This window comes from Sporosarcina sp. BI001-red (assembly GCF_003384035.1).
Classification (GTDB): domain Bacteria; phylum Bacillota; class Bacilli; order Bacillales_A; family Planococcaceae; genus Sporosarcina.
The window spans coordinates 225,350-246,194 of record NZ_QQAK01000010.1; the positions used below are offsets into that span (position 1 = coordinate 225,350).

At 43.9% G+C, this 20,845-nt stretch carries 20 protein-coding genes and 1 riboswitch; of the genes, 16 read left to right on the forward strand and 4 right to left on the reverse strand.

The features are described 5' to 3' along the window. Positions 1 to 10: 10 nt before the first annotated feature. On the forward strand, positions 11 to 1,252 hold the full coding sequence (locus tag DVB69_RS05815) for a metal-dependent hydrolase family protein (protein WP_116017525.1): 1,242 nt from the start codon (positions 11 to 13) through the stop codon (positions 1,250 to 1,252). A gap of 287 nt (positions 1,253 to 1,539) precedes the next feature. On the opposite strand, the gene menC is transcribed toward DVB69_RS05815, so the two are convergent. The 3 genes from menC to DVB69_RS05830 are packed head-to-tail and all read right to left on the reverse strand — an operon-like array spanning position 1,540 to position 4,652. Further along, positions 1,540 to 2,688, reverse strand: a complete 1,149-nt coding sequence (gene menC / locus DVB69_RS05820; RefSeq protein ID WP_116017995.1) for an o-succinylbenzoate synthase — start codon at positions 2,686 to 2,688, stop codon at positions 1,540 to 1,542. Further along, entirely contained in the window at positions 2,688 to 3,821 is a 1,134-nt protein-coding gene (locus DVB69_RS05825; protein WP_116017527.1) for a M20 peptidase aminoacylase family protein, read from the reverse strand. Before DVB69_RS05825 ends, menC begins: the two co-directional genes overlap by 1 nt. A gap of 15 nt (positions 3,822 to 3,836) precedes the next feature. Then, positions 3,837 to 4,652: a MurR/RpiR family transcriptional regulator gene (locus DVB69_RS05830; RefSeq protein WP_116017529.1), complete on the reverse strand. Its 816-nt coding sequence runs from the start codon at positions 4,650 to 4,652 to the stop codon at positions 3,837 to 3,839. A gap of 114 nt (positions 4,653 to 4,766) precedes the next feature. On the opposite strand from DVB69_RS05830, the gene DVB69_RS05835 reads away from it, so the two are divergent. The 14 genes from DVB69_RS05835 (at position 4,767) to DVB69_RS05900 (ending at position 19,445) form a co-directional block, all read left to right on the forward strand. Continuing rightward, entirely contained in the window at positions 4,767 to 6,170 is a 1,404-nt protein-coding gene (locus DVB69_RS05835; RefSeq protein WP_116017531.1) for a YfcC family protein, read from the forward strand. 290 nt (positions 6,171 to 6,460) lie between these two features. Further along, positions 6,461 to 7,888, forward strand: coding sequence for a M20 family metallopeptidase (locus DVB69_RS05840; RefSeq protein ID WP_116017997.1), 1,428 nt, complete (start codon positions 6,461 to 6,463; stop codon positions 7,886 to 7,888). A gap of 14 nt (positions 7,889 to 7,902) precedes the next feature. After that, on the forward strand, positions 7,903 to 9,426 hold the full coding sequence (locus tag DVB69_RS05845) for an AbgT family transporter (RefSeq protein WP_116017533.1): 1,524 nt from the start codon (positions 7,903 to 7,905) through the stop codon (positions 9,424 to 9,426). Between the two features lie 18 nt (positions 9,427 to 9,444). Further along, the gene (locus DVB69_RS05850; RefSeq protein WP_116017535.1) at positions 9,445 to 10,731 is read left to right on the forward strand and encodes an amidohydrolase; all 1,287 of its coding nucleotides are present in this window, start codon (positions 9,445 to 9,447) and stop codon (positions 10,729 to 10,731) included. Between the two features lie 1,014 nt (positions 10,732 to 11,745). After that, positions 11,746 to 12,444, forward strand: a complete 699-nt coding sequence (locus tag DVB69_RS05855; RefSeq protein ID WP_116017537.1) for an MgtC/SapB family protein — start codon at positions 11,746 to 11,748, stop codon at positions 12,442 to 12,444. An 85-nt stretch (positions 12,445 to 12,529) separates the two neighbouring features. Continuing rightward, positions 12,530 to 14,170, forward strand: a complete 1,641-nt coding sequence (locus DVB69_RS05860) for a glycerol-3-phosphate dehydrogenase/oxidase (RefSeq protein WP_116017540.1) — start codon at positions 12,530 to 12,532, stop codon at positions 14,168 to 14,170. Positions 14,171 to 14,234: 64 nt separating this feature from the next. After that, positions 14,235 to 14,621 (forward strand): DUF302 domain-containing protein, encoded by a 387-nt coding sequence (locus DVB69_RS05865; RefSeq protein ID WP_116017542.1) that lies wholly within the window; start codon positions 14,235 to 14,237, stop codon positions 14,619 to 14,621. Between the two features lie 355 nt (positions 14,622 to 14,976). Continuing rightward, positions 14,977 to 15,273 (forward strand): rhodanese-like domain-containing protein, encoded by a 297-nt coding sequence (locus tag DVB69_RS05870; protein WP_116017999.1) that lies wholly within the window; start codon positions 14,977 to 14,979, stop codon positions 15,271 to 15,273. A 38-nt stretch (positions 15,274 to 15,311) separates the two neighbouring features. Next, complete coding sequence (locus DVB69_RS05875; protein WP_116018001.1) at positions 15,312 to 15,926, forward strand: sulfurtransferase TusA family protein; 615 nt, start codon at positions 15,312 to 15,314, stop codon at positions 15,924 to 15,926. Next, complete coding sequence (locus tag DVB69_RS05880) at positions 15,880 to 16,275, forward strand: DsrE/DsrF/DrsH-like family protein (RefSeq protein WP_116017544.1); 396 nt, start codon at positions 15,880 to 15,882, stop codon at positions 16,273 to 16,275. The genes DVB69_RS05875 and DVB69_RS05880 overlap by 47 nt, the downstream gene beginning before the upstream one ends. A gap of 33 nt (positions 16,276 to 16,308) precedes the next feature. Further along, positions 16,309 to 17,430, forward strand: a complete 1,122-nt coding sequence (locus tag DVB69_RS05885) for an MBL fold metallo-hydrolase (protein WP_116017546.1) — start codon at positions 16,309 to 16,311, stop codon at positions 17,428 to 17,430. Between the two features lie 19 nt (positions 17,431 to 17,449). Beyond that, the gene (locus tag DVB69_RS05890) at positions 17,450 to 17,677 is read left to right on the forward strand and encodes a sulfurtransferase TusA family protein (RefSeq protein ID WP_116017548.1); all 228 of its coding nucleotides are present in this window, start codon (positions 17,450 to 17,452) and stop codon (positions 17,675 to 17,677) included. A gap of 61 nt (positions 17,678 to 17,738) precedes the next feature. Beyond that, entirely contained in the window at positions 17,739 to 18,515 is a 777-nt protein-coding gene (locus tag DVB69_RS05895; protein ID WP_116017550.1) for a sulfite exporter TauE/SafE family protein, read from the forward strand. A gap of 48 nt (positions 18,516 to 18,563) precedes the next feature. After that, positions 18,564 to 19,445, forward strand: a complete 882-nt coding sequence (locus DVB69_RS05900) for a DMT family transporter (RefSeq protein ID WP_116017552.1) — start codon at positions 18,564 to 18,566, stop codon at positions 19,443 to 19,445. Positions 19,446 to 19,504: 59 nt separating this feature from the next. On the opposite strand, the gene DVB69_RS05905 is transcribed toward DVB69_RS05900, so the two are convergent. Further along, positions 19,505 to 19,792, reverse strand: a complete 288-nt coding sequence (locus DVB69_RS05905) for a hypothetical protein (RefSeq protein WP_116017554.1) — start codon at positions 19,790 to 19,792, stop codon at positions 19,505 to 19,507. Between the two features lie 76 nt (positions 19,793 to 19,868). Next, positions 19,869 to 19,966: riboswitch (SAM riboswitch) on the reverse strand. A gap of 523 nt (positions 19,967 to 20,489) precedes the next feature. Between DVB69_RS05905 and DVB69_RS05910 the strand changes: the two genes are divergently transcribed. Next, the gene (locus DVB69_RS05910; RefSeq protein ID WP_116017556.1) at positions 20,490 to 20,834 is read left to right on the forward strand and encodes an antibiotic biosynthesis monooxygenase; all 345 of its coding nucleotides are present in this window, start codon (positions 20,490 to 20,492) and stop codon (positions 20,832 to 20,834) included. Positions 20,835 to 20,845 lie beyond the last annotated feature (11 nt).

The following is a 20,845-nucleotide window of genomic DNA, read 5'->3' on the forward strand; positions in this document are numbered from 1 at the left end:
GGGGTATATTATGACAAAAACAATTATTAAAAATGGACTACTCATCGACGGAACAGGTACGGAAGCAAAAGTTGGCCAAATTGTGGTAGTTTCGGATAAAAGAATTGACTATGTAGGGGACGAGTCTGGGTATACCGCAACTGGGAATGAAACCACAATCGATGCACAAGGCGGGACGATTACTCCAGGATTCATCGACACGCATGTTCATATGATGTTTGAATACTCACCCGTGTCACAGCGTCTGGCTACTCCGTTTTCTTACATGTATTATCAAGTCCAAGAGTATTTGAAAACAACGCTAAATGCGGGGGTTACATCAGTTCGTGACGCACTCGGTACCGATCTAGGAGTGAAGAAAGCTGTCGAAGAAGGTCTGATTTCAGGACCACGGATGCAATTGAGCATCAACGCTCTAACGACTACGGGTGGACACGGTGACGGCTATACCGTTTCAGGGAATACGCTAGATTTAATGCATTCAGACTATCCCGGCATGCCAAACGGGATGTGTGATGGCGTCGAGGAAGTTCGCAAAAAGACGCGTGAAATGCTGCGTGCTGGTGCGGAAGTCATTAAAGTTCACGCAACTGGCGGCGTATTGAGTGCAACGGATCACCCTGAATTCACTCAGTTTTCATTGGAAGAACTAAAAGTGATTGTGGAAGAAGGAAAGTTCCGCAAAAACACACGCGTTATGGCTCACGCACAAGGTGCGGAAGGGATCAAGAACGCAGTGCGTGCAGGAATTCACTCGATTGAACACGGGATCTTCATTGACGATGAAGCGATTGAGCTCATGGTCGAAAATGGAACGTTCTTAGTGCCAACATTGCTCGCTCCTGTAGCGGTTCTCGAAACGGCTGACGAAACGGGAATGCCAGCAAGTGCAGTTCAAAAGTCAAAAGAAGTGATTGATATCCACGTTGCCAGCTTCACAAAAGCGTATAAAGCAGGCGTGAAAATCGCTATGGGCACAGACGCTGGAGTGTTCAAGCACGGCACGAACTTACGTGAACTTGAACTCATGTGTAACGCAGGAATGACGCCAATGGACGCCATCGTTGCGTCAACGAAAACTGCAGCAGAATGTCTCGGTTGGGAAGAAAACGTCGGTACTATCGAAGCCGGCAAATTTGCGGACATCCTTGTCATCAAAGGGAATCCGTTAGAAGATATCAAGTCATTATCGAATCATGACACGATTCAAGTTGTTATTAAAGACGGCAAAGTAGAAAAAGACATTCGATAACCAAACCAACTAAAAAGGCTATCCTAGAAGGTCTTACGACTCTTCTAGGATAGCCTTTTAGTAACTCATGAATCGAGGGTTAGACAGTATTGATTTACGTTACAGGTGGACGCTTTCTGCGGGGGCTTCAGGCTTCGCTAGTCCCTCCGGAGTAGCCACTTTTCACTTCAATCAACGTGTATTCTTATATTTAGTTATGAAATTCCCTCTAGAACAATTCATCTTGAAGAAAAAGCTGCCACAGTTATCGGTTTCTAGTGATAATTTGGTAAGACTTTTTCATTACATTAAGCACTAGGAATCGGATGAGTCGTATCCACCTCAGTAATACGCTCAGAGCTGATCAATACTTTGCTCAGCTTCTCTCGATCCACTTCGTACCCGATGCCATCACCCTTAGGAACGTGAATGATTCCGTGATCCATAACGATTTCTGGTGTCACGATGTCCTCTTTCCAGTAGTGGGCAGAAGGGGCGGTATCGCCGGGAATCGTGAAGTTCTTTAATGTCGTGAGCTGGATGTTATGCGCACGGCCGATACCAGTCTCGAGCATCCCGCCGCACCAAACAGGAATTCCTTTCTCTAAGCACAAATCATGAATCCGCTTAGATTCATACAAACCGCCAACACGTCCGATTTTAATGTTGATGATTTTACAGCTTCCTAGCTCAATCGCCTTGCGTGCATCGTCAAGGGAGTGGACGCTTTCATCTAAACATACAGGAGTCGTTAGTTCTTGCTGTAAAATACGATGATCGACAATGTCGTCATGGCTTAACGGCTGCTCAATCATTAAGAGATTCAACGCATCCAGCTTTTTTAAGTGATCGATATCCTCAAGTGTATACGCTGAGTTTGCATCTGCCATCAATGGGATGTCAGGGAATTCCTTGCGTACTGCGTTCAGGTATTCTAAATCCGCACTAGGCTTAATCTTCACTTTGATTTTTTTAAAGCCTTCATCCACGAAAGTACGGACCTTTTCAACTAATAGAGCAGGCGTATCTTGAATGCCGATACTTTTACCAACCGGAATTTCAGTTTGCGTTCCGCCGAGCAATTCAGCAATCGACGTGTTATTTTTCTTTGCGAACACATCCCAAATCGCCGTTTCAATTGAAGCTTTTGCAATATTGTTGCGTCGCACAAACGCTAAGCTGTCGTGTACAACGTTTGGATGAGAAATCTCTTGTTTTAACAAACGGGGAATGAGAAATTCTTTCAACATGTACACAGCTGTAGCAGTAGTTTCTTCATTATAGTAGGGCTCATTGCTCGTGACGGTTTCGCCCCAACCAGAAACACCAGATTCATCGATGACTTCGACGAGGCACACGTCTTTATCGACCATTGTGCCGAAACTCGTTGTAAAGGGTGCGATTAAAGAGACTGTCGTATGATGTAGAATTACTTCTTTAATATGAACCGATTGCATCATTCAACATCTCCTTCAGCATGTAGTTTTACAATAGTTGTCATAATATCGATACCGTTATACATCGCATCCCGATCGAATGTCATATTTGGATGATGAAGACCTGGCCCCAGGTCACAGCCTAACCCAATCATCGTAGCCTTCAAATGTGGTTTCTTAATCGTGTAGAAGTGGAAGTCGTCTCCACCCGGTGTGATAATCGGCTCAATTGTATTTTCTTTTCCCAGGCTTAGTTCAATGGCGCGTTGTGCAATTCTTTGTGCATCCGGATCTACACAAGCAGCTGCAATTCCATGTTCATTGGTAACTTTCACACTAGATTCGAATAAGTCATTAGCTGAATCGATGACTGCGTGCACTTTCCTTTGCAGCTCCTCCATTAGCTCGTTCGTTTGAGCCCTGATGTCGACTGCCAATGATGCATTACCAGGGATGATATTTGTATTCAGTCCGCCAGCTTGAAAACGAGTAACTTTTGCGGAGTGTGGGATTGTCGGATCCAGATAGATCGTATGGATGGCATTGACCAAGTACGTACCTACCTCTACCGAATTCGAGTTCAAATGCGGACGGGCTCCGTGTGCATCGTCTCCGCGTACTTCAATTTCAATCGAACCCGTAGCGCCATGAATAATAGCAGGTGACGCTTTACCATTCTCTGTTTCCTGAAAAGGACGTAAATGGATGCCATAATAGTAATCAACATCGTCGACAACACCGTGTTCGACGAGCTTCAATGCGCCAGCACCTACTTCTTCAGCAGGTTGGAAGATGAAGCGAACCCCAATCTTTTCAAGTAGTTCTGGAGAGTCTTTCAACTTCCAAAGCGCCCCCAGCACCATCGTCATATGAGCATCATGTCCGCACGAATGATTCGCTTGAAGTTTCCCATCGACTTCTTGCCACAGGGCATCCATATCTGCTCTTAATGCAACGATAGGATTGCCTTCATTAAAATTCCCGATATCTCCAATGACCCCAGTACAATCATCGAAAACACGCACCTTGCAGCCAGCTTCTTCAAGCTTCTGTTTAATGAATTCTGTCGTCTCGTATTCTTTCCAGCTCAATTCAGGATTGGCATGTAAATGGGCAAACGTCTCGGTTACTTTGTCTTTGCTAAATGAGGTCATATGAAAAACTCCTTTTCAATTTTGTTCAGGGTCTTCGTTAATGAAATAGTTACTCGTTGGATTTACGAAACCTAGCTTTCCATTCTTCTTCGCGATATGGAGAAGTATGCTGTTTAAAAATGAAAACGTGACAGGTCCTTTTTCCAAGATAGATTTCTGGGAAATCGGGATGACTAGGGTATAATCAGCAAACTCATTAGCTGGACTCACGAGCGAATCCGTAATGATAATGACTGTGTTCCCTCGCTCTTTCGCTTCTTTGGCCAATCGGATCGAACCAAGCGCGTATCGATAAAATGAAAAAAGAACAACACAGTTTTCTTTACCAGAAGTCGAAATACCAATTTCAGTTTCTGGATGATAAAGGGACGAATTCCCAAGTAAACTATTTAGCAAAAATGTGAACCAGTGTGCATATGCATACGATTGATAATAGCCTACGACTTTCACAGAAGTAGAAGCGGATAAATGATCCACAACGTCTTCCGTCGTCTTCCAATCTAGTTGGTTGGCGATTTGCGAGATGTTTCTACTATCACTCTCCATTACTCCCGCATAAGGATCAGTAATGGGTGCATTTTCCACGCCGTTCGGTGGCGTTAGTGATAGAAGACTTCTCTGAATTTCGGTCTGTAGCATTCCGAAACCAGGATAGCCAATAGATTTTGCGAACCGGATGATCATCGTTTCACTTACGTCAATTAAACTCGCAATCTTCTTGGCTGGATGTGTGGCGAACATAATTGGATTAATCAATAAAGCCTCGGCAACTTTTTTCAAACCTGACGTTAAATCAGGATAAGTGGCCTTTGTTTTTTCAATAAAGTCCATTTACTCTCCAACTTTCGAATGAATCTTATAATTTATTATTGTCAAAATGAATTATAAGCTTTATTATAGAAACAGTCAACGAAATGTTAAGACAATTCAGAGCGAGGTGTTCAAATGAACGGAGAAAAACAAAAAAGACGTTGGGGGATCCCTGATGCATACGTAATCCTTTTTTTAATATTGGCACTCATGGCAGTATTAACGTATATTATTCCAGCAGGAGAATTTGAACGCCAAGAAATTGACGGAGTAACGGTTGTTGTTCCGGGTGGCTATGAACAAGTCGCCAGTACACCTGCTAGTTTCATGGACGTATTCATAGCAATTCAAGAGGGCTTAATCGCCTCAGCACCATTAATTTTCTTAGTCCTAATAATTGGTGGTTCGTTTGCAGTCATTGAATCCACAGGTGCAATTGACGCAATGATATTAAAGACTATTGAAAAGACGAAGAATAAAGAACTTGTCCTCATCACAATTGTGATGGTACTGTTTTCGATTTTCGGAACACTAGGAATTATAGTAAATGCTGTAATTGCATTCATTCCAATTGGTATTATCTTGGCGAGGTCAATGAAGTTAGATGCTGTAGTCGGTGTCTCAATCATCTACTTGGGAGCATACGCAGGATTTAATACTGCATTTCTAGACCCTTTAACAACGGGGACTGCACAGCAAATTGCTCAGTTGCCTTTATTCTCAGGAATCGGGTATCGAGTGATAATTTATATCGCTATTCTTTTGGCGACAATCCTTTATATAGCATGGTACGTTAAAAAAATTCAAAAGAATCCAGAGAAAAGTGTACTAGGTTCAAATCCATTTCCAAAGATTGAAGAACGAGATGAATTGAACAAAGAAGTGAAAATTACGGGCACACATAAACTAGTACTTATATGGTTGGTTCTAGGAATTGCTGCATATGTATTTGGTGTATTTAAATATGGATGGTCTTTAAATGAAATGGCGGCCATTTTCCTGATCATTGCAGTTGGAACCGCTGTGATTGCAAAATTAACACCCAATCGACTAGTCAAAGAATTCTTTAATGGTGCCAAAGGATTGGTTTATGGTGCGATGATTATTGGAATGGCTCGCTCGATTGTGGTCGTACTAGAAAAAGGGAACATTCTAGATACAATCGTAAATGGAATGGCCCACGTAATGACACCATTTACAAGTGTCAGCGGTGCGGTCGTCATGTTCATCGCAAATGAGCTTTTCAATGTCCTTGTATCATCAGGAAGTGGACAGGCTGTTATCGTCATGCCAATCATGACACCGCTTGCTGATCTAATGGAAATCCCAAGACAAGTGGCGGTTCAAGCGTACAAAATGGGGGACGGATTCACAAATGTCATTACGCCGACTTCCGGTATTTTGATGGCGAACTTAGCAATTGCAGGGATCTCGTGGACAAAATGGGTGAAGTTTGTTTTCCCGCTTTTATTAATTTGGACGGCATTGGGAATTATCTTCCTCGTTATCGGCGTGTTGATGAATTGGGGCCCTATGTAAGTGCATAGACTAACTCATAAAAGAATAGACTTCAAGATCAGGTAGGTAGTCCAATAAAACACTTCTCCACAGAATGACTGTGGGAAGTGTTTTTAATTACTTCCCTAATTTATTGGAAGACTTAAAGGCGAAGAAATGAATAACCTACTAAATTTTAGTAGTTTCCAGAACTTTTAAAAAATTTATTCGACAAAAGTGCTGTCGACTATTGACGAATCTCGAAAACCTATTTACTATATAATCATTCTATTGAAAGTATTCAATATATCGAGGGGGAGAAATTAGTGAGTTTGCAAACGTTCACAAAAGAGTATATCGAGAAACACGCAGCCTATTTCGAGGAAATCAGTGAATACATCTTCAATCATCCAGAAACACGATTCGAAGAATATGAATCTGCCAAGTATTTATCCGAAAAATGTGAAGAGCGAGGCTTCCACGTAGAACGAGGTGTTGGCGGAATTGAAACCGCATTCACCGCGACTTTTGGAGAAGGCCATCCTGTCATTGGATTTCTGGGGGAATTCGATGCGTTGCCTGAGCTAAGTCAGGAACCAAATTCTATTGAAGAAAAACGCTGGGAACGACATATTGGCCATGGTTGTGGTCATAATCTGCTAGGGACAGGTGCTTTTGCAGCCGCATGTGCGGCGAAAGCCTATTTGGAACAACATCAGCTATCCGGAACTGTGAAATTTTACGGTTGTCCTGGTGAAGAGGGGGGATCTGGCAAGACGTTCATGGCTCGTGAAGGCGTGTTTGACGGAACGGATCTCGCACTCTCGTGGCACCCATCACCGACGAACAGCATTATGAGTTTGAGTACACTTGCGAACATTCAAGTGTTTTATCGATTCAAAGGGGTTCCATCACATGCCGCTAGCACACCGCATTTAGGTCGCAGTGCACTCGACGCATTGGAACTAATGAACACGGGTGTTCAATACCTACGAGAGCATATGCCGGACCAGGCACGCATTCACTATGCAATCACTAATACAGGCGGATTTGCACCGAACGTCGTTCAAGCGAATGCAGAAGTACTGTATTTGATTCGCGATGTCGATACCGAAAGCGTTATGGATTTGTTTGAACGAGTGAACAAAGTAGCTCAAGGTGCTGCTCTCATGACTGAAACAACTATGACCTATGAAGTAGATAAAGCGTGTTCAAATTATATTCCGAACCGCGCACTGGAAGGCATTCTGTATGAAAGTTTAACGGAAATTGGAATTGAGCCGCCTACTGAAGAAGAGAAAGAATATGCAAAAGGAATTTTTGAATCACTCTCTAAAGGAGAACAGAAAGATTACCTTGGCGTCATGAAAGGATTCGGATATGTAGGGAACGGCTCTGAATTCAAAGGAAAGTACGTGTCAGATTGTATTGCACCGTACGAAGTACCAACCGAAGTTTTGACCGCTTCCACAGATGTCTCCGATGTTAGCTGGATATTGCCGACAGCGCAGTTATCAACATCGACATCAGCACTCGGGACACCGCTTCATACGTGGCAGATGACGAGCCAAGGGCTATCAACAAATGCACATAAAGGGATGTTACGAGCAGGGGCATCTATGGCGCTCACGGCATTGAAGATTTTTGAAAACACAGACTTACTTGCGCCGATTCGTGATGAATATATCGAGTTTGCCAAGGAAAATCCATATACATGTCCGATACCTGACGGCGTAATGCCTTCACCACTCGGAAGCTAAGAAGAATAGGGGGAATGAGCGTGGAAACAGCGAAGAAGGGGTTTTTTAACAAAGCATTGAACGGCATTGAACGAGTGGGGAATCGTTTGCCGGATCCGTTCATCCTATTTGTAGGAATGGCTGTAGCAGTCATGATTGCATCGTTCATCTTCAGTATGTTCGATGCATCGGTAAAGCACCCGGGTACTGGCGAAATAATGCCAATTAACAATTTACTATCAGGTGAAGGATTAAAGTACATTCTAGAAACGATGATTACGAACTTTACAGGCTTTGCACCACTTGGCATCGTACTTGCAATGATGCTCGGTATTGGATTGACTGAAAAAGTTGGATTATTCGATTATGCAATCAAGAAATCGATTATGAAATCACCGCCTTGGTTGCTAACTTATGCAGTTGCATTCGTAGGTATCATGGGGAACATTGCATCAGATGCAGCGATGCTTCTAGTTCCGCCGCTAGCAGCAATGATTTTCTACAAAGTAGGACGTCATCCACTTGCGGGTCTAGCAGTTGGTTATGCTTCAGCAGGTGCAGGATTTACCGCCAATCTTTTCATCGTAGGAACAGACGCATTGCTATCTGGTATATCAACAGAAGCTGCGAAGATTGTAGATGATTCAATTACTGTTTCACCAGTGGATAACTGGTACTTCAATATGGTTTCTGTATTCATGCTTACACTTCTCGCAGGTTTCATCACATCTAAATTTATCGAGCCGCGTCTAGGTAAATACAAAGGCGATGCTGTTGAATTGGAAGTGGAAGAAGAAGATCCGCGTTCTGGAAAAGCGCTACGCAACTCAATGATTGCAGGTCTTTTATACCTCGCAATCCTAGCAGTAGGAATCTTTTGGCCAAACAGTCCTCTTCGTGGTGAAGGAGGCACAATGATTCCGTCGCCGTTCATCTCAGGGATTGTTCCAATTATTCTATTCCTGTTCTTAGTAGTAGGAATTACGTTCGGGATCTCGGTAGGGAAGATTAAGAGCGGAAAAGATATTGCGGGTTACATGGCGGATTCGATGAAAGACATGTCAGGTTATATCGTTCTGATCTTCGCTATTTCTCAGTTCATTGCCTACTTCAGCTGGTCGAACATCGGTACTTGGATTGCAGTAAATGGTGCCGAGTTCTTAGAATCTGTTAACTTTACCGGAATCGGTCTTATTATTGGCTACATTATTTTTACAGCAATGATGAACTTCTTAATTACATCCGGATCTGCAAAGTGGGCATTAGAAGCACCAATCTTCGTGCCGCTCTTTATGCAACTTGGCTATCACCCAGCGTTCACTCAAGTTGCGTATCGTGTTGCCGATTCATCGACAAACATTGTTACACCACTATTGCCATACATGGTTGTCGTGCTGACATTTATGCAAAAGTACGATAAAAAGGCGGGAATTGGAACGCTCATTTCACTTATGCTTCCGTTTTCGATTTGTTTCTTGATTGCTTGGATTCTGCTTATTCTCTTATTCTTCTATGCAGGCATTCCATTCGGACCAGGAATCACACCATTTTTGAAATAACCGTTAGGGGGAAACAAGATGGTTTACACGCTTGAAGAAAAACTAACGGAATGGCGCCGCGACTTGCATCGCCATCCTGAGCAAGGATTTCTAGAAATGCGGACGGCTTCTATTGTAGCTGCGGAAGTAACTAGGCTTGGATTTGAAGTTCGACTTGGAAAAGACGTAATGGTAGAGAATGAAATACTAGGCAAACCGTCAAATGAACAGGTAGCGGCACACGTACAGTGGGCTATTGATCATGGAGCAGTTGAAGAGTTTTTACCTTACTTTAAAGAAGGCTTCACAGGAGTTGTCGCGGATTGGAATACAGGTCGGCCTGGGCCTATTACTGTATTCCGTGTCGACATGGATGCGCTGCCGATCTTTGAGTCAAAAGATGATGCACACGTACCAGGGCAACTGGGTTTCCGCTCAATTGCGGAAGGCTCCATGCATGCATGCGGTCACGATGCGCATACAACTATCGGACTTGGACTTGCGACAATGGTTGCAGAAGATCCGGATGCATTCAATGGAACGATCCGAATTGTGTTCCAGCCAGCGGAAGAAGGCGCTCGCGGTGCTAAATCGATGACGGAAGCAGGCGTTGTCGATGATGCAGATTTTTTCATTGCAATCCATATCGGCACAGGCGTCCCACACGGTGAATTTGTGTCAGCGGCGAACGGATTTATGGCGTCCACGAAAATGGACGTCACGTTCAAAGGACGCGCATCCCACGCTGGAGCACAGCCGGAAGAAGGAAAGAATGCATTGCTCGCAGCAGCGAGTGCAACATTGAACTTGCATGCAATTTCACGGCACTCAGGAGGAACTTCACGAGTGAACGTCGGTGAGCTTCAAGGTGGTGGAGGACGCAATGTCATTGCGGATACAGCCATCATGCAACTTGAAACTCGTGGTGAAACTTCTGAAGTGAATGAATTCATCCGGAAGCAAGCAGAGAACGTACTACGCGGTGCGGCGATCATGTACGACGTGGAGTGTTCGATTGACATTGTCGGTGAAGCAATCAGCTGCAAATGCTCGGAAGGGTTAGCCGCAATGATGGGTGCAGTTGCAAACGAGACGATTGGGATTACAAAAGTCCATCATGCAGACAATGCATCTGCAGGGTCAGAAGACGCGACGTACTTTATGGAACGCGTGAAGGAAAAAGGCGGTCAGGCGACGTACTGTATTTTCGGCACGGAGCTTGCGGCGGGTCATCATAATGAACGATTTGATATTAAGGAAGAGACTTTGCCAGTAGCGGTCGATGTATTGCATCGAACAGTTCTTGCACTGAATGGTCGAGAATAGAATAAGTAGATCCTCGGTTGAGCCGTTTAAGAAAACGGTGAAGCCGGGGGTTTTTTGATGTGTACATGGGTCATGTTTAAACAATCGAAGCTCAACTAATTAATCACTTTAAAGGGGGTGAATTGTGTCCCGTTATCGAGAAACTTCTCTATGTGTCGGAGAAATCTTGCTATGTGATCGAGAAGTTGACTGCAATGTCCGAGAAATATCCCCATGTGTACGACAAACACGAAGAACTGTCGGGCAACGAGTGAAGCTGCGTAACAGTGGAGGAGTCCATCCCCCAACAAGCGAAGCGCTACTAATTAATTCCTTAAAGCAGCTGAATTGTGTCTCGTTATCGAGAAACTTCGCTATGTGTCGGAGAAATCTTGCTATGTGATCGAGAAGATGACTGCAATGTCCGAGAAATATCCCCATGTGTACGACAAACACGAAGAACTATCGGGCAACGAGTGAGGCTGCGTAACAGTGGAGTAGCCCATCCCTCAACAAGCGAGGCGCACCCAATTAATCCCTTAAAGCAGCAGAGTTGTGTCCCGTTATCGAGAAACTTCGCTATGTGTCGGAGAAAACTTGCTATGTGACCGAGAAGTTGACTGCAATGTCCGAGAAATATCACCATGTGTACGACAAACAAGAAAAACTGTCGGGCAACGAGTGAAGCTGCGTAACAGTGGAGGAGTCCATCCCCCAACAAGCGAAGCGCTACTAATTAATTCCTTAAAGCAGCTGAATTGTGTCTCGTTATCGAGAAACTTCTCTATGTGTCGGAGAAGTCTTGCTATGTGATCGAGAAGTTGGAATAAGTGTCGGAGAAAACAACAGGTGTGTCTGACAATTATCTTGAGATGTCGGACAACGTGGATGGGGAAATCACAGGCGAGATAGGTCATTCCTAAACAAGTGAAACATTAATCTTCAATAATGTATTCACTTTCTAGCATGTTAGGGCATTCTTCGAGTACACTGAAAATACACTTATAGAAACAAATCGTTCAGGAGGTGCAGCAGATGGACTTTTGGCTGGAAGCAGAAATGATTATGAAGTTGAGCATATCGGCAGTTCTAGGTCTGATAATCGGTCTGGAGCGCGAACTAAAAAGCAAACCGCTCGGCCTGAAAACAAGCCTTGTCATTAGTATCGTCAGTTGTTTGTTGACGATTGTTTCTATTGAATCGGCATACTCGTTTCCGGATAGTATGAGCGGAGTCAAAATTCAGATGGATCCTCTCAGATTAGCTGCTCAAATTGTATCGGGTATCGGTTTCTTAGGTGCTGGCGTAATCTTACGACGTGGAAATGAAAGAATTTCAGGTCTGACAACGGCTGCGATGATTTGGGGAGCAGCTGGAATCGGGATTGCAGTAGGTGCTGGTTTTTACACGGAGGCCATTTTCGGTGTGCTATTACTCATACTGAGTGTAGAACTGATTCCTTACATTGTTACTAAATACGGACCAAAACGGTTGCGTTACCAAGAGCTAACATTACGAATCAAAGTGAACGAACAGTCGAGTATTGAAACGGTGATGCTGGAATTACAACGTCAACGCTTTAAAATATTCCAATCTCGTATTAAAGATCTTGACGAGGAAGATATGCATTTGTTGGAGATCAAGGCAAGAGTCTCCGTCAAACGAACCCTTCCGGGGATCTATAACTTGATCAAACAAATTGAATTCGTTCACACAGTGGAAGTCATCAGCTAGTAAATGCAGGACTTTGCACCTCGTAACGAGTACAGTAAGGATAGAATCTATTAATGCGAACTAGAAAAAAGGAGACGATTTGCTCATGAAGCCATTTTCACACACGAATCGAACTCATATTTTACAACAACTTTCGAACTCTCATTACGATGTCATCGTCGTTGGTGGAGGTATTACTGGAACCGGTATTGCGTTGGATGCTACGACGCGTGGGTTAAAAGTACTTCTAATAGAAATGCAAGACTTTGCAGCAGGAACGTCAAGCCGCTCCACTAAACTGGTTCATGGCGGTCTTCGCTATTTAAAACAACTTGAAGTGAAACTAGTTGCAGACGTTGGGAAAGAGCGAGCAATTGTCTATGAAAATGCACCTCATGTAACGCACCCCGAATGGATGCTGCTGCCATTTTATAAAAGCGGAACGTTCGGCAAGTTCTCGACGTCGTTTGGTCTTCAAGTGTACGACTTTCTAGCAGGAGTGAAAAAGTCTGAACGGAGAAAGATGCTGTCTAAAGAAGAAGTACTCGAACATGAACCTCTATTGAATAAGGAAGGATTAATCGGTGGTGGCGAATATGTGGAGTACCGTACAGACGACGCCCGATTAACGATGGAGGTCGCAAAAAAAGCCCATGAACAAGGGGCAGATTTGATTAATTACACAAAAGTTACTAAGTTTTTATATGATGAACAAGGTCAGGTCAATGGTGTCCAGATGGAAGACCAGCTCACTGGTGAACCGTATGCTACACTTGGTGCAATTGTCGTGAATGCAGGAGGACCGTGGGTGGAACAAGTGATGGATCTTGACGAAAAAGTGGAAGGCAAGAAATTGCTGTTGACGAAAGGTGTCCATTTAGTATTCGATCGTTCCGTATTGCCACTCCATCAACCGATTTACTTTGACACGCCAGACGGACGAATGATCTTTGCGATACCGCGCAATGGAAAAACGTACGTTGGAACGACAGACACTGTTTATGAAACGGATCTTAAAAATCCTAAAATGACTGATGAGGATAAGGAATATTTATTGCGTGCAATCACAAAAATATTTCCCAATGCGTTTATCGGAATGAGTGATATTGAATCTACATGGGTAGGGGTGCGTCCGCTGATCCAGCAAGAAGGCAAAGGGCCGTCTGAAATCTCACGAAAAGATGAGGTGTGGACTTCTTCAACTGGACTGCTAACGATCGCAGGCGGGAAACTGACAGGGTATCGAAAAATGGCACAGTCCATTACAGATACAATCAGTGAAAAGCTGGAAGCACAAGGTGTTAAAGCGGGACCTTGTGTGACGAAGACTCTGCCTTTGTCTGGCGGAGATTTTAACAAATCCAGTGATTACTCGCATTATGTAGAAGATCGAGCACACGAACTGACAAAGCTTGGTTTGTCTTTCCAAGATGGACTCAATATAGCATCTATGTACGGAACAAACACGAACCAAGTCGCAGAACTTGTGAGTCGTGTGAATCCATCCAGCGAACTACCGCGCGCGATCCAACTCACTCTGCTATACGCGATTGAGTACGAAATGGCGATGACACCTGTCGATTACTTCATGCGCAGAACAGGCGCCATATTCTTTGATATCAACTGGGTTGAGAAATGGAAAGCACATGTCATTTCTTATATGAAGGAAGTTCTTAATTGGTCAAGTGAACAAACGAACCAGTACAGTGAAGAACTCGAAGCAAGGTTAGCAGACGCGAAAGGGTAAGTATGCCAACTAGTCATTTAGAAGGAAAATATTGACAGCCGTGAAGGTGAGGAGGAACTATTAGATGAACACATATATTAAAGAAACTACTAAAACACGCAACGAAGCGATTCAAGCGATAGAAATATCTTTGCAACAAGCAAAATTCGGAGTGCTTTGGAACTTTGACTTGAGTGCAAAACTTGAGGAGAAAGGCGTTCAGCCACCAGCGCCATATACAGTTCTTGAAGTTTGCAAACCATCTATAGCTGCAAACGTTCTAAATGAAAGTTTGCTAGCAGGAGCCTTCTTGCCATGTAAGATTGTCGTGTATGAAGAAGATGAAGTCATTAAGATTGCCATGCCTTTACCGACTAAGTTAATGGAAGGCTTTGACAACGAACGTATTCTTACCGAGGTTAAAGAAGCTGAGCAGCAACTAATCAGATGCATCGATCAAGCCGCTGATTAATGATAGAAGTATGTTGAACGCCTCCTTGGATGGAGGCGTTTTTGCTTGGTTAAAGGGTACTAGGGCTGGGCAAGTTGTAGGGGGGTATGAAAGTTTATGATTTGCTCATAAATCACGAAAAGTGATCATAAAGATGAGATTGCGCTCATAATTCACAGAAAGTGATCATAACCCCAGATTTTCGCACATCGGTTTCTCTCACCTATGCTATTTATCTTATTTTCATTACTAGCCAAAACACGGACTTTGACAAGCAACTATATACTGTGTAATATACGGCATGGGGTATTTATTCCTAAATATATTTTTATCTAAAATTATACCCCTACGGGTAATTTGGAGGCGGAAGATAATGATGAAAGAAATAACACCACAAGAAGTACAACAGCTACTAGCTGGTAAGCAACCTATTCATTTGATTGATGTGCGTGAAACAGATGAAATTGAAAGTGGCAAGATTCCTGGAATCACACACATTCCGCTTGGTCTTCTTGAATTCAAATTACAAGACTTAGATAAAGCAAAACACTACATTGTGGTATGTCGCTCAGGTGGACGAAGTGGCCGCGCCGTGCAACTTCTTGATGATCACGGTTACCAAGCCATGAACATGGTAGGTGGAATGATGGCTTGGGACGGAGAAATCGTATAACACCAGTTGATGAACTAGCTGGAATTGGAGGTAGCGATGTGATTAAGACTGAACATATTCTTGATGCCAAAGGGCTCGCGTGTCCAATGCCAATTGTGCGTACGCGAAAGGCGATGAATGACTTGTTTTCCGGAGACATTTTGGAAGTATTGGCGACTGACAACGGCTCGACCGCAGACATAAAAGCTTGGGCGGCGAGTTCTGGCCACGCCTACTTAGGAACAGAAACTGAAGGGGATGTGTTGCATCATTTCATGAAGAAAGATAGCGCCAACGTGGAAGTGAAACAAGAAGTTCCAGTGATCAAACTGGATACATTTTTGAGAAAACTTGAGCAAGATTCCTCACTGGTGATTATCGACGTCCGTGAAGTGAAGGAATATAACGAAGCCCATATTCCAGGTGCTATCCATTTCGCTCTAGGTGAAATCGAAACAAGTATGCATGAATTGAACAAAAGCGAAGACATATATCTAATCTGTCAAACAGGAAGAAGAAGTGGAATAGCTGGGATCCAACTAGCAGAAAATGGCTTCAAACACGTATACAACGTAGTACCAGGCATGACCGAATGGAAAAAAAAACAGACAAAAGGGGAAATTAATTATGACAACTCGTACAGCAATTATCGCAGCAAATGGAGAACTTTTTGACGCGTACAAGGTATTCAACATCGCAACTGCAGCAGCTGCAAGCGAACACGAGGTCACCATCTTCTTTACGTTTGAAGGCTTGAACTTGATCCACAAACAAGCATCTGCCAACCTTCCATTACCTGAAGGGAAAGAGCATTTTGCAAAAGGATTCAAAAATGCAAACGTGCCAGCCATTCCGGAATTGATTGCGATATCGCAAGAGCTTGGTGTGAAATTCATTGCGTGCCAAATGACAATGGACGTCATGGGGTTGGAAGTTGACGCATTTGTAGACGGTATCGAAGTTGGCGGCGCAGTAACATTCCTGGAGTTTGCGAAAGAAGCAGACGTGACACTAACGTTTTAACTAGAGATTTAATCATAGAAAGAGGTTGTAATCATGCCAGTTCGAATTATGAAACCACAAGAAGTTGCACGATACAGTATCGACAAAAAGCCTCTCTTCATCCTAGATGTGCGGAATGAAGATGCGTTTACAGATTGGAAAATTGAAGGTGAGTCTATTGAGTACTTGAATATTCCGTATTTCGATTTATTGGACGGTGTCGATGACATTAAAGGAAAATTACCTAAGGACCGGGACATTCTTGTTGTTTGTGCTAAAGAAGGGTCTTCACAAATGATAGCGGAAATGCTTTCTGAGGAGGGTATAAAAGTTTCATATCTCGAAGGCGGTATGAAAGCTTGGAGTGAATACTTGGAGCTTGTGAAAGTTGGCACGTTAAAAAGTGGTGGAGAACTCTATCAATTCGTCCGTCTAGGCAAAGGGTGCCTCTCCTATATGGTGATTGACGCAGGCAAAGCAGCAGTCATCGACGCAACACGCATGACAGATGTATTCTTCAACTTTGCGAAAGAAAAGGGAGTTACAATCGAGCACGTTTTTGATACGCATTTGCACGCGGATCACATTTCGGGTGGACGTGTCATTGCAGAAGCAACAGGTGCGAACTATTACTTACCGAGTCAAGATGCAGAAGAAGTCGTCTTTGACTATCACAAATTAGCAGATGGGCTTTGCATCACTGTAGGCGAAACGTCAATAGAGGCTGTATTCTCACCAGGTCATACAAGTGGATCAACGTCATTTGTCGTAGATGAAGCTTACTTGCTCACTGGAGATATTTTGTTCATCGACTCGATCGGACGTCCTGACCTTGCAGGTATGGCGGACGATTGGGTAGGCGACTTACGTACGACACTCTACAATCGCTATCAACAGTTATCTGAGGACCTGCTCGTGCTACCTGCGCACTTCATGGAAATGAAAGAAGTGAATGTAGACGGTAGCGTCGCAATGAAACTCAGCACACTCTTCTCAGAAAATCACGGGTTGCAAGTTGAGGATGAAAACGAATTTCGTACACTCGTAACAGAGAATTTACCACCACAACCAAATGCGTATCAAGAAATCCGTAAAACCAATATGGGTGTCCTCACTCCAGACGATGAAACACAGCGCGAGATGGAAATCGGACCGAATCGTTGTGCCGTACGATAACTAAGGAGGAATTTTGAAAATGAAAGTAGATCACTTTTTAGACGCAACGGGACTGTCTTGCCCGATGCCAATCGTTAAAACACGCAATGCAATGAAAGACATCAACTCAGGAGAAATCCTTGAAGTGAAGACAACTGACAAAGGCGCAAAAGCTGATTTGACTGCGTGGACAAAGTCAGGTGGACATGAACTACTGGAGCAAACAGAAATAGATAACGTCCTTACGTTCTTTATTAGAAAAGGATAAGTTTGAAAAAAGAAAGAGGACATGTATGTCTCCTTCGTTTTCTTGAAAGAAGGTTTGTGAGATGAGTATCAGTTTCATCGTCGTTTTATTTCTAATCGGGTTTGTCGGGTCGTTTTTATCGGGAATGGCAGGTATCGGCGGCGCCATCGTCAAATATCCGATGCTCCTATTCATCCCACCGTTATTCGGATTAACCGCGTTGACAGCTCATGAAGTGAGTGGAATCAGTGCAGTAGAAATCTTCTTTGCGACGATTGCGGGAGTTTGGGTATATCGTGGAACAGGACTTCTGCACAAGACGCTCATCCTTTATATGGGTATATCAGTGTTGGTAGGAAGTTTCATCGGGGGACTTGGTTCGAGTTGTCTATCTGAGCAAGCGGTCAATATGGTGTACGGTGTGCTTGCAGTGGTTGCGGCAATTCTGCTATTCATTCCACGAAAAAAGGTGGAGGATCGACCAGCAAGTGAAGTGACATTCAATAAGTGGCTTGCGGCAGTGCTTGCATTTGTCGTTGGAGTAGCTTCAGGAATTGTCGGGGCAGGAGGCGCGTTTGTGCTCGTTCCAATCATGTTGACCGTCCTCGGGATCCCGACTAGAGTTACAGTTGCGTCGTCCCTTGCGATTACGTTCATTTCTTCGATTGGTTCTGCGACAGGAAAAATCGCAACAGGGCAAGTGTTATGGGGCCCAGCGATTGTCCTCATTCTGGCGGCACTCATTGCAGCACCACTTGGCGCGAAGGTCGGACAGAAAGTGAATCCCAACGTGCTGAAATGGATTCTTGCGATGCTGATTTTAGCGACTGCAATCAATATTTGGAGCGATTTGTTATGACGGTATGTGGTAAAATACTATCGTATTTACCATAGACCGGAGGCTATTATGACAAATCGTAACAAAGGAATATTATTGCTTTTAGCGTCGGCACTCGGCTTTTCACTTATGACCGCATTCGTGAAATTGTCCGGAGATGTCCCAACGATGCAGAAAACGATTTTCCGTAATGGCGTATCGATGATTATCGCATTTTTCTTCGTCATTCACTTCAAAGAAAGATTGTTCGGTAAGCGAGAAAATCAGCGTCTGCTGCTGGTGCGGTCTGCACTCGGAGCAATCGGCATCGTGTTATATTTCTACGCGATTGACCATCTCGTTTTGGCGGATGCCGATATGTTGAACAAAATGAGTCCATTCTTTACGATTGTGTTCGCAGCACTATTTTTGAAAGAGCATGTAAAACCATTTCAGATGTATAGCATTTTACTCGCGTTTCTCGGGACGTTGTTCATCATCAAACCGTCGTTTTCACTCGATGTTCTCCCCTATGCAGCAGGGATTTTATCGGCCATATTTGCAGGTGGTGCATATACCGTATTGCGTGCACTTGGGAGTCGTGAACAGTTTTACACCGTCGTATTTTACTTTTCGACATTCACGACCGTCGTGCTATTGCCGTTCGTGATTTTCACCTATCAATCCATGACATTACAACAGACAGTGTATTTGTTAGCAGCTGGCGTGTTCGCGACTGTTGGTCAATTCGGGATTACGCTCGCGTACAAATACGCACCGGCAAAAGAAATCTCCGTGTTCAACTATTTCACGGTCTTGTTCTCTGCGATCCTTGGCTTCGTGCTGCTCGGACAAATTCCGGATGTCTATAGCTTCATTGGCTATTTCATTATATTTGGAGCATCACTCTACATGTTTTTACGCAATCGTGGCGGGGAAGAAGTGCCTGCTGAATTGGTAAGTAAAAAGTAGTTTTGTTATGAATAAAACCCTCATTCTCACGAGATTTCGTGGGAATGAGGGTTTTTGCGTTATTTGAATAGATGTGTCGCATCTGGACCGAATGTGTCCTGAAGCAGTTTTTGTTTGCGTGTTTGAATCTGGCTAGTCAGCTCATCAGCCTGTCGTTGCATCGCCGCGATTTCTTGCAGTTCTTTCTGAAGTGATTTTTTCGATAGCAAGTCGCCCTGGTCGAAGTAGTCAATTTTTTGCTGTACACGTACAAGTGTCTGATGACGCTTCATAGCACCAGCTGTACTGCGTGGTTGTTCTTTTAAAATCTGCTCTTTTTCTGCAATAAATCGTTCAATCGTTCTCATCTGGATCACTCCTCAAAAATTTGCCAAACAAAAAACTCTTCCCCCGAGCAGAGAAGAGTTGCTTAAGCGCAAATTCTCCTCATCGTCCAGGTTTCCCTGTTGGCAGCAGCACCTTGCGTGAGCAGGTTGCTGAGACGTCATCGGGCCAAGTCCCTCGGTCTCTCTGGATAAGAAAAGAGTCGTTCATTTAGTTAACGTAAGTGTAGCATATCGCACCGCACAGGGCAATATGCCCTTTAGGTGGGCTACTCCGTTGTAGGAGATATTTGACCTAACACGTTGTCCGACAGTTCTCAAGGTTTGTCGGACACCTAGCTATATTTCTTCGACACATATGCCAACTTCTCGATCACGCCGCAAGATTTGTCCGACACCTAGCGAAGTTTCTCGATAACGGGACACAATTCAACAACTTTAAAGGACTAATTGGGTGCGCTACGCTTGTTTGGGGAGGGCTATACCGCTGTTAGGGTGAGCATCGGCAGATCCAGACAACAATCGGCCACATCAAGGGATTAATCGGCAACGAGACACAACTTAGCCAAGGGAATTCCCTATTTCATTGGTGGAAACATTGTCTGGGGATTCGGGGAGGCGTATGCTTGAGTAAGAAGTCATTAGCACGCCTGTGTAGACACATAATCTTAGCATCCGTGCGCACAAAAGTGGAATTGCCAACTACAAAGGAGGCGCTCATATGAGCCAGATGACAGCAGTGAACGTGATACGTATCGAAAAAGGAAAAGGAGCCGAAGTAGCCGAACGCTTCGCAAAACCCAAATCAGTCCATACCTTTCCTGGATTTGTTCGGATGGAAGTATGGATGAAAGAAAATCCTGAAGACCATGATGAGCTCCATGTTTGCACGACTTGGAAAGACGAAAAATACTTCACGGAGTGGCGTGAAAAGCGTGCAATCGAAAAGGCGAAGATTCGCGCTGAACAAGAGAAGAACCAAACCGGTACACCCCCTCATAATCCGATTCTTGGTACTGAATTATCTACGTACGTCACAATGGTTCAATATTTACCTACAGAATAAAAATAGATTCA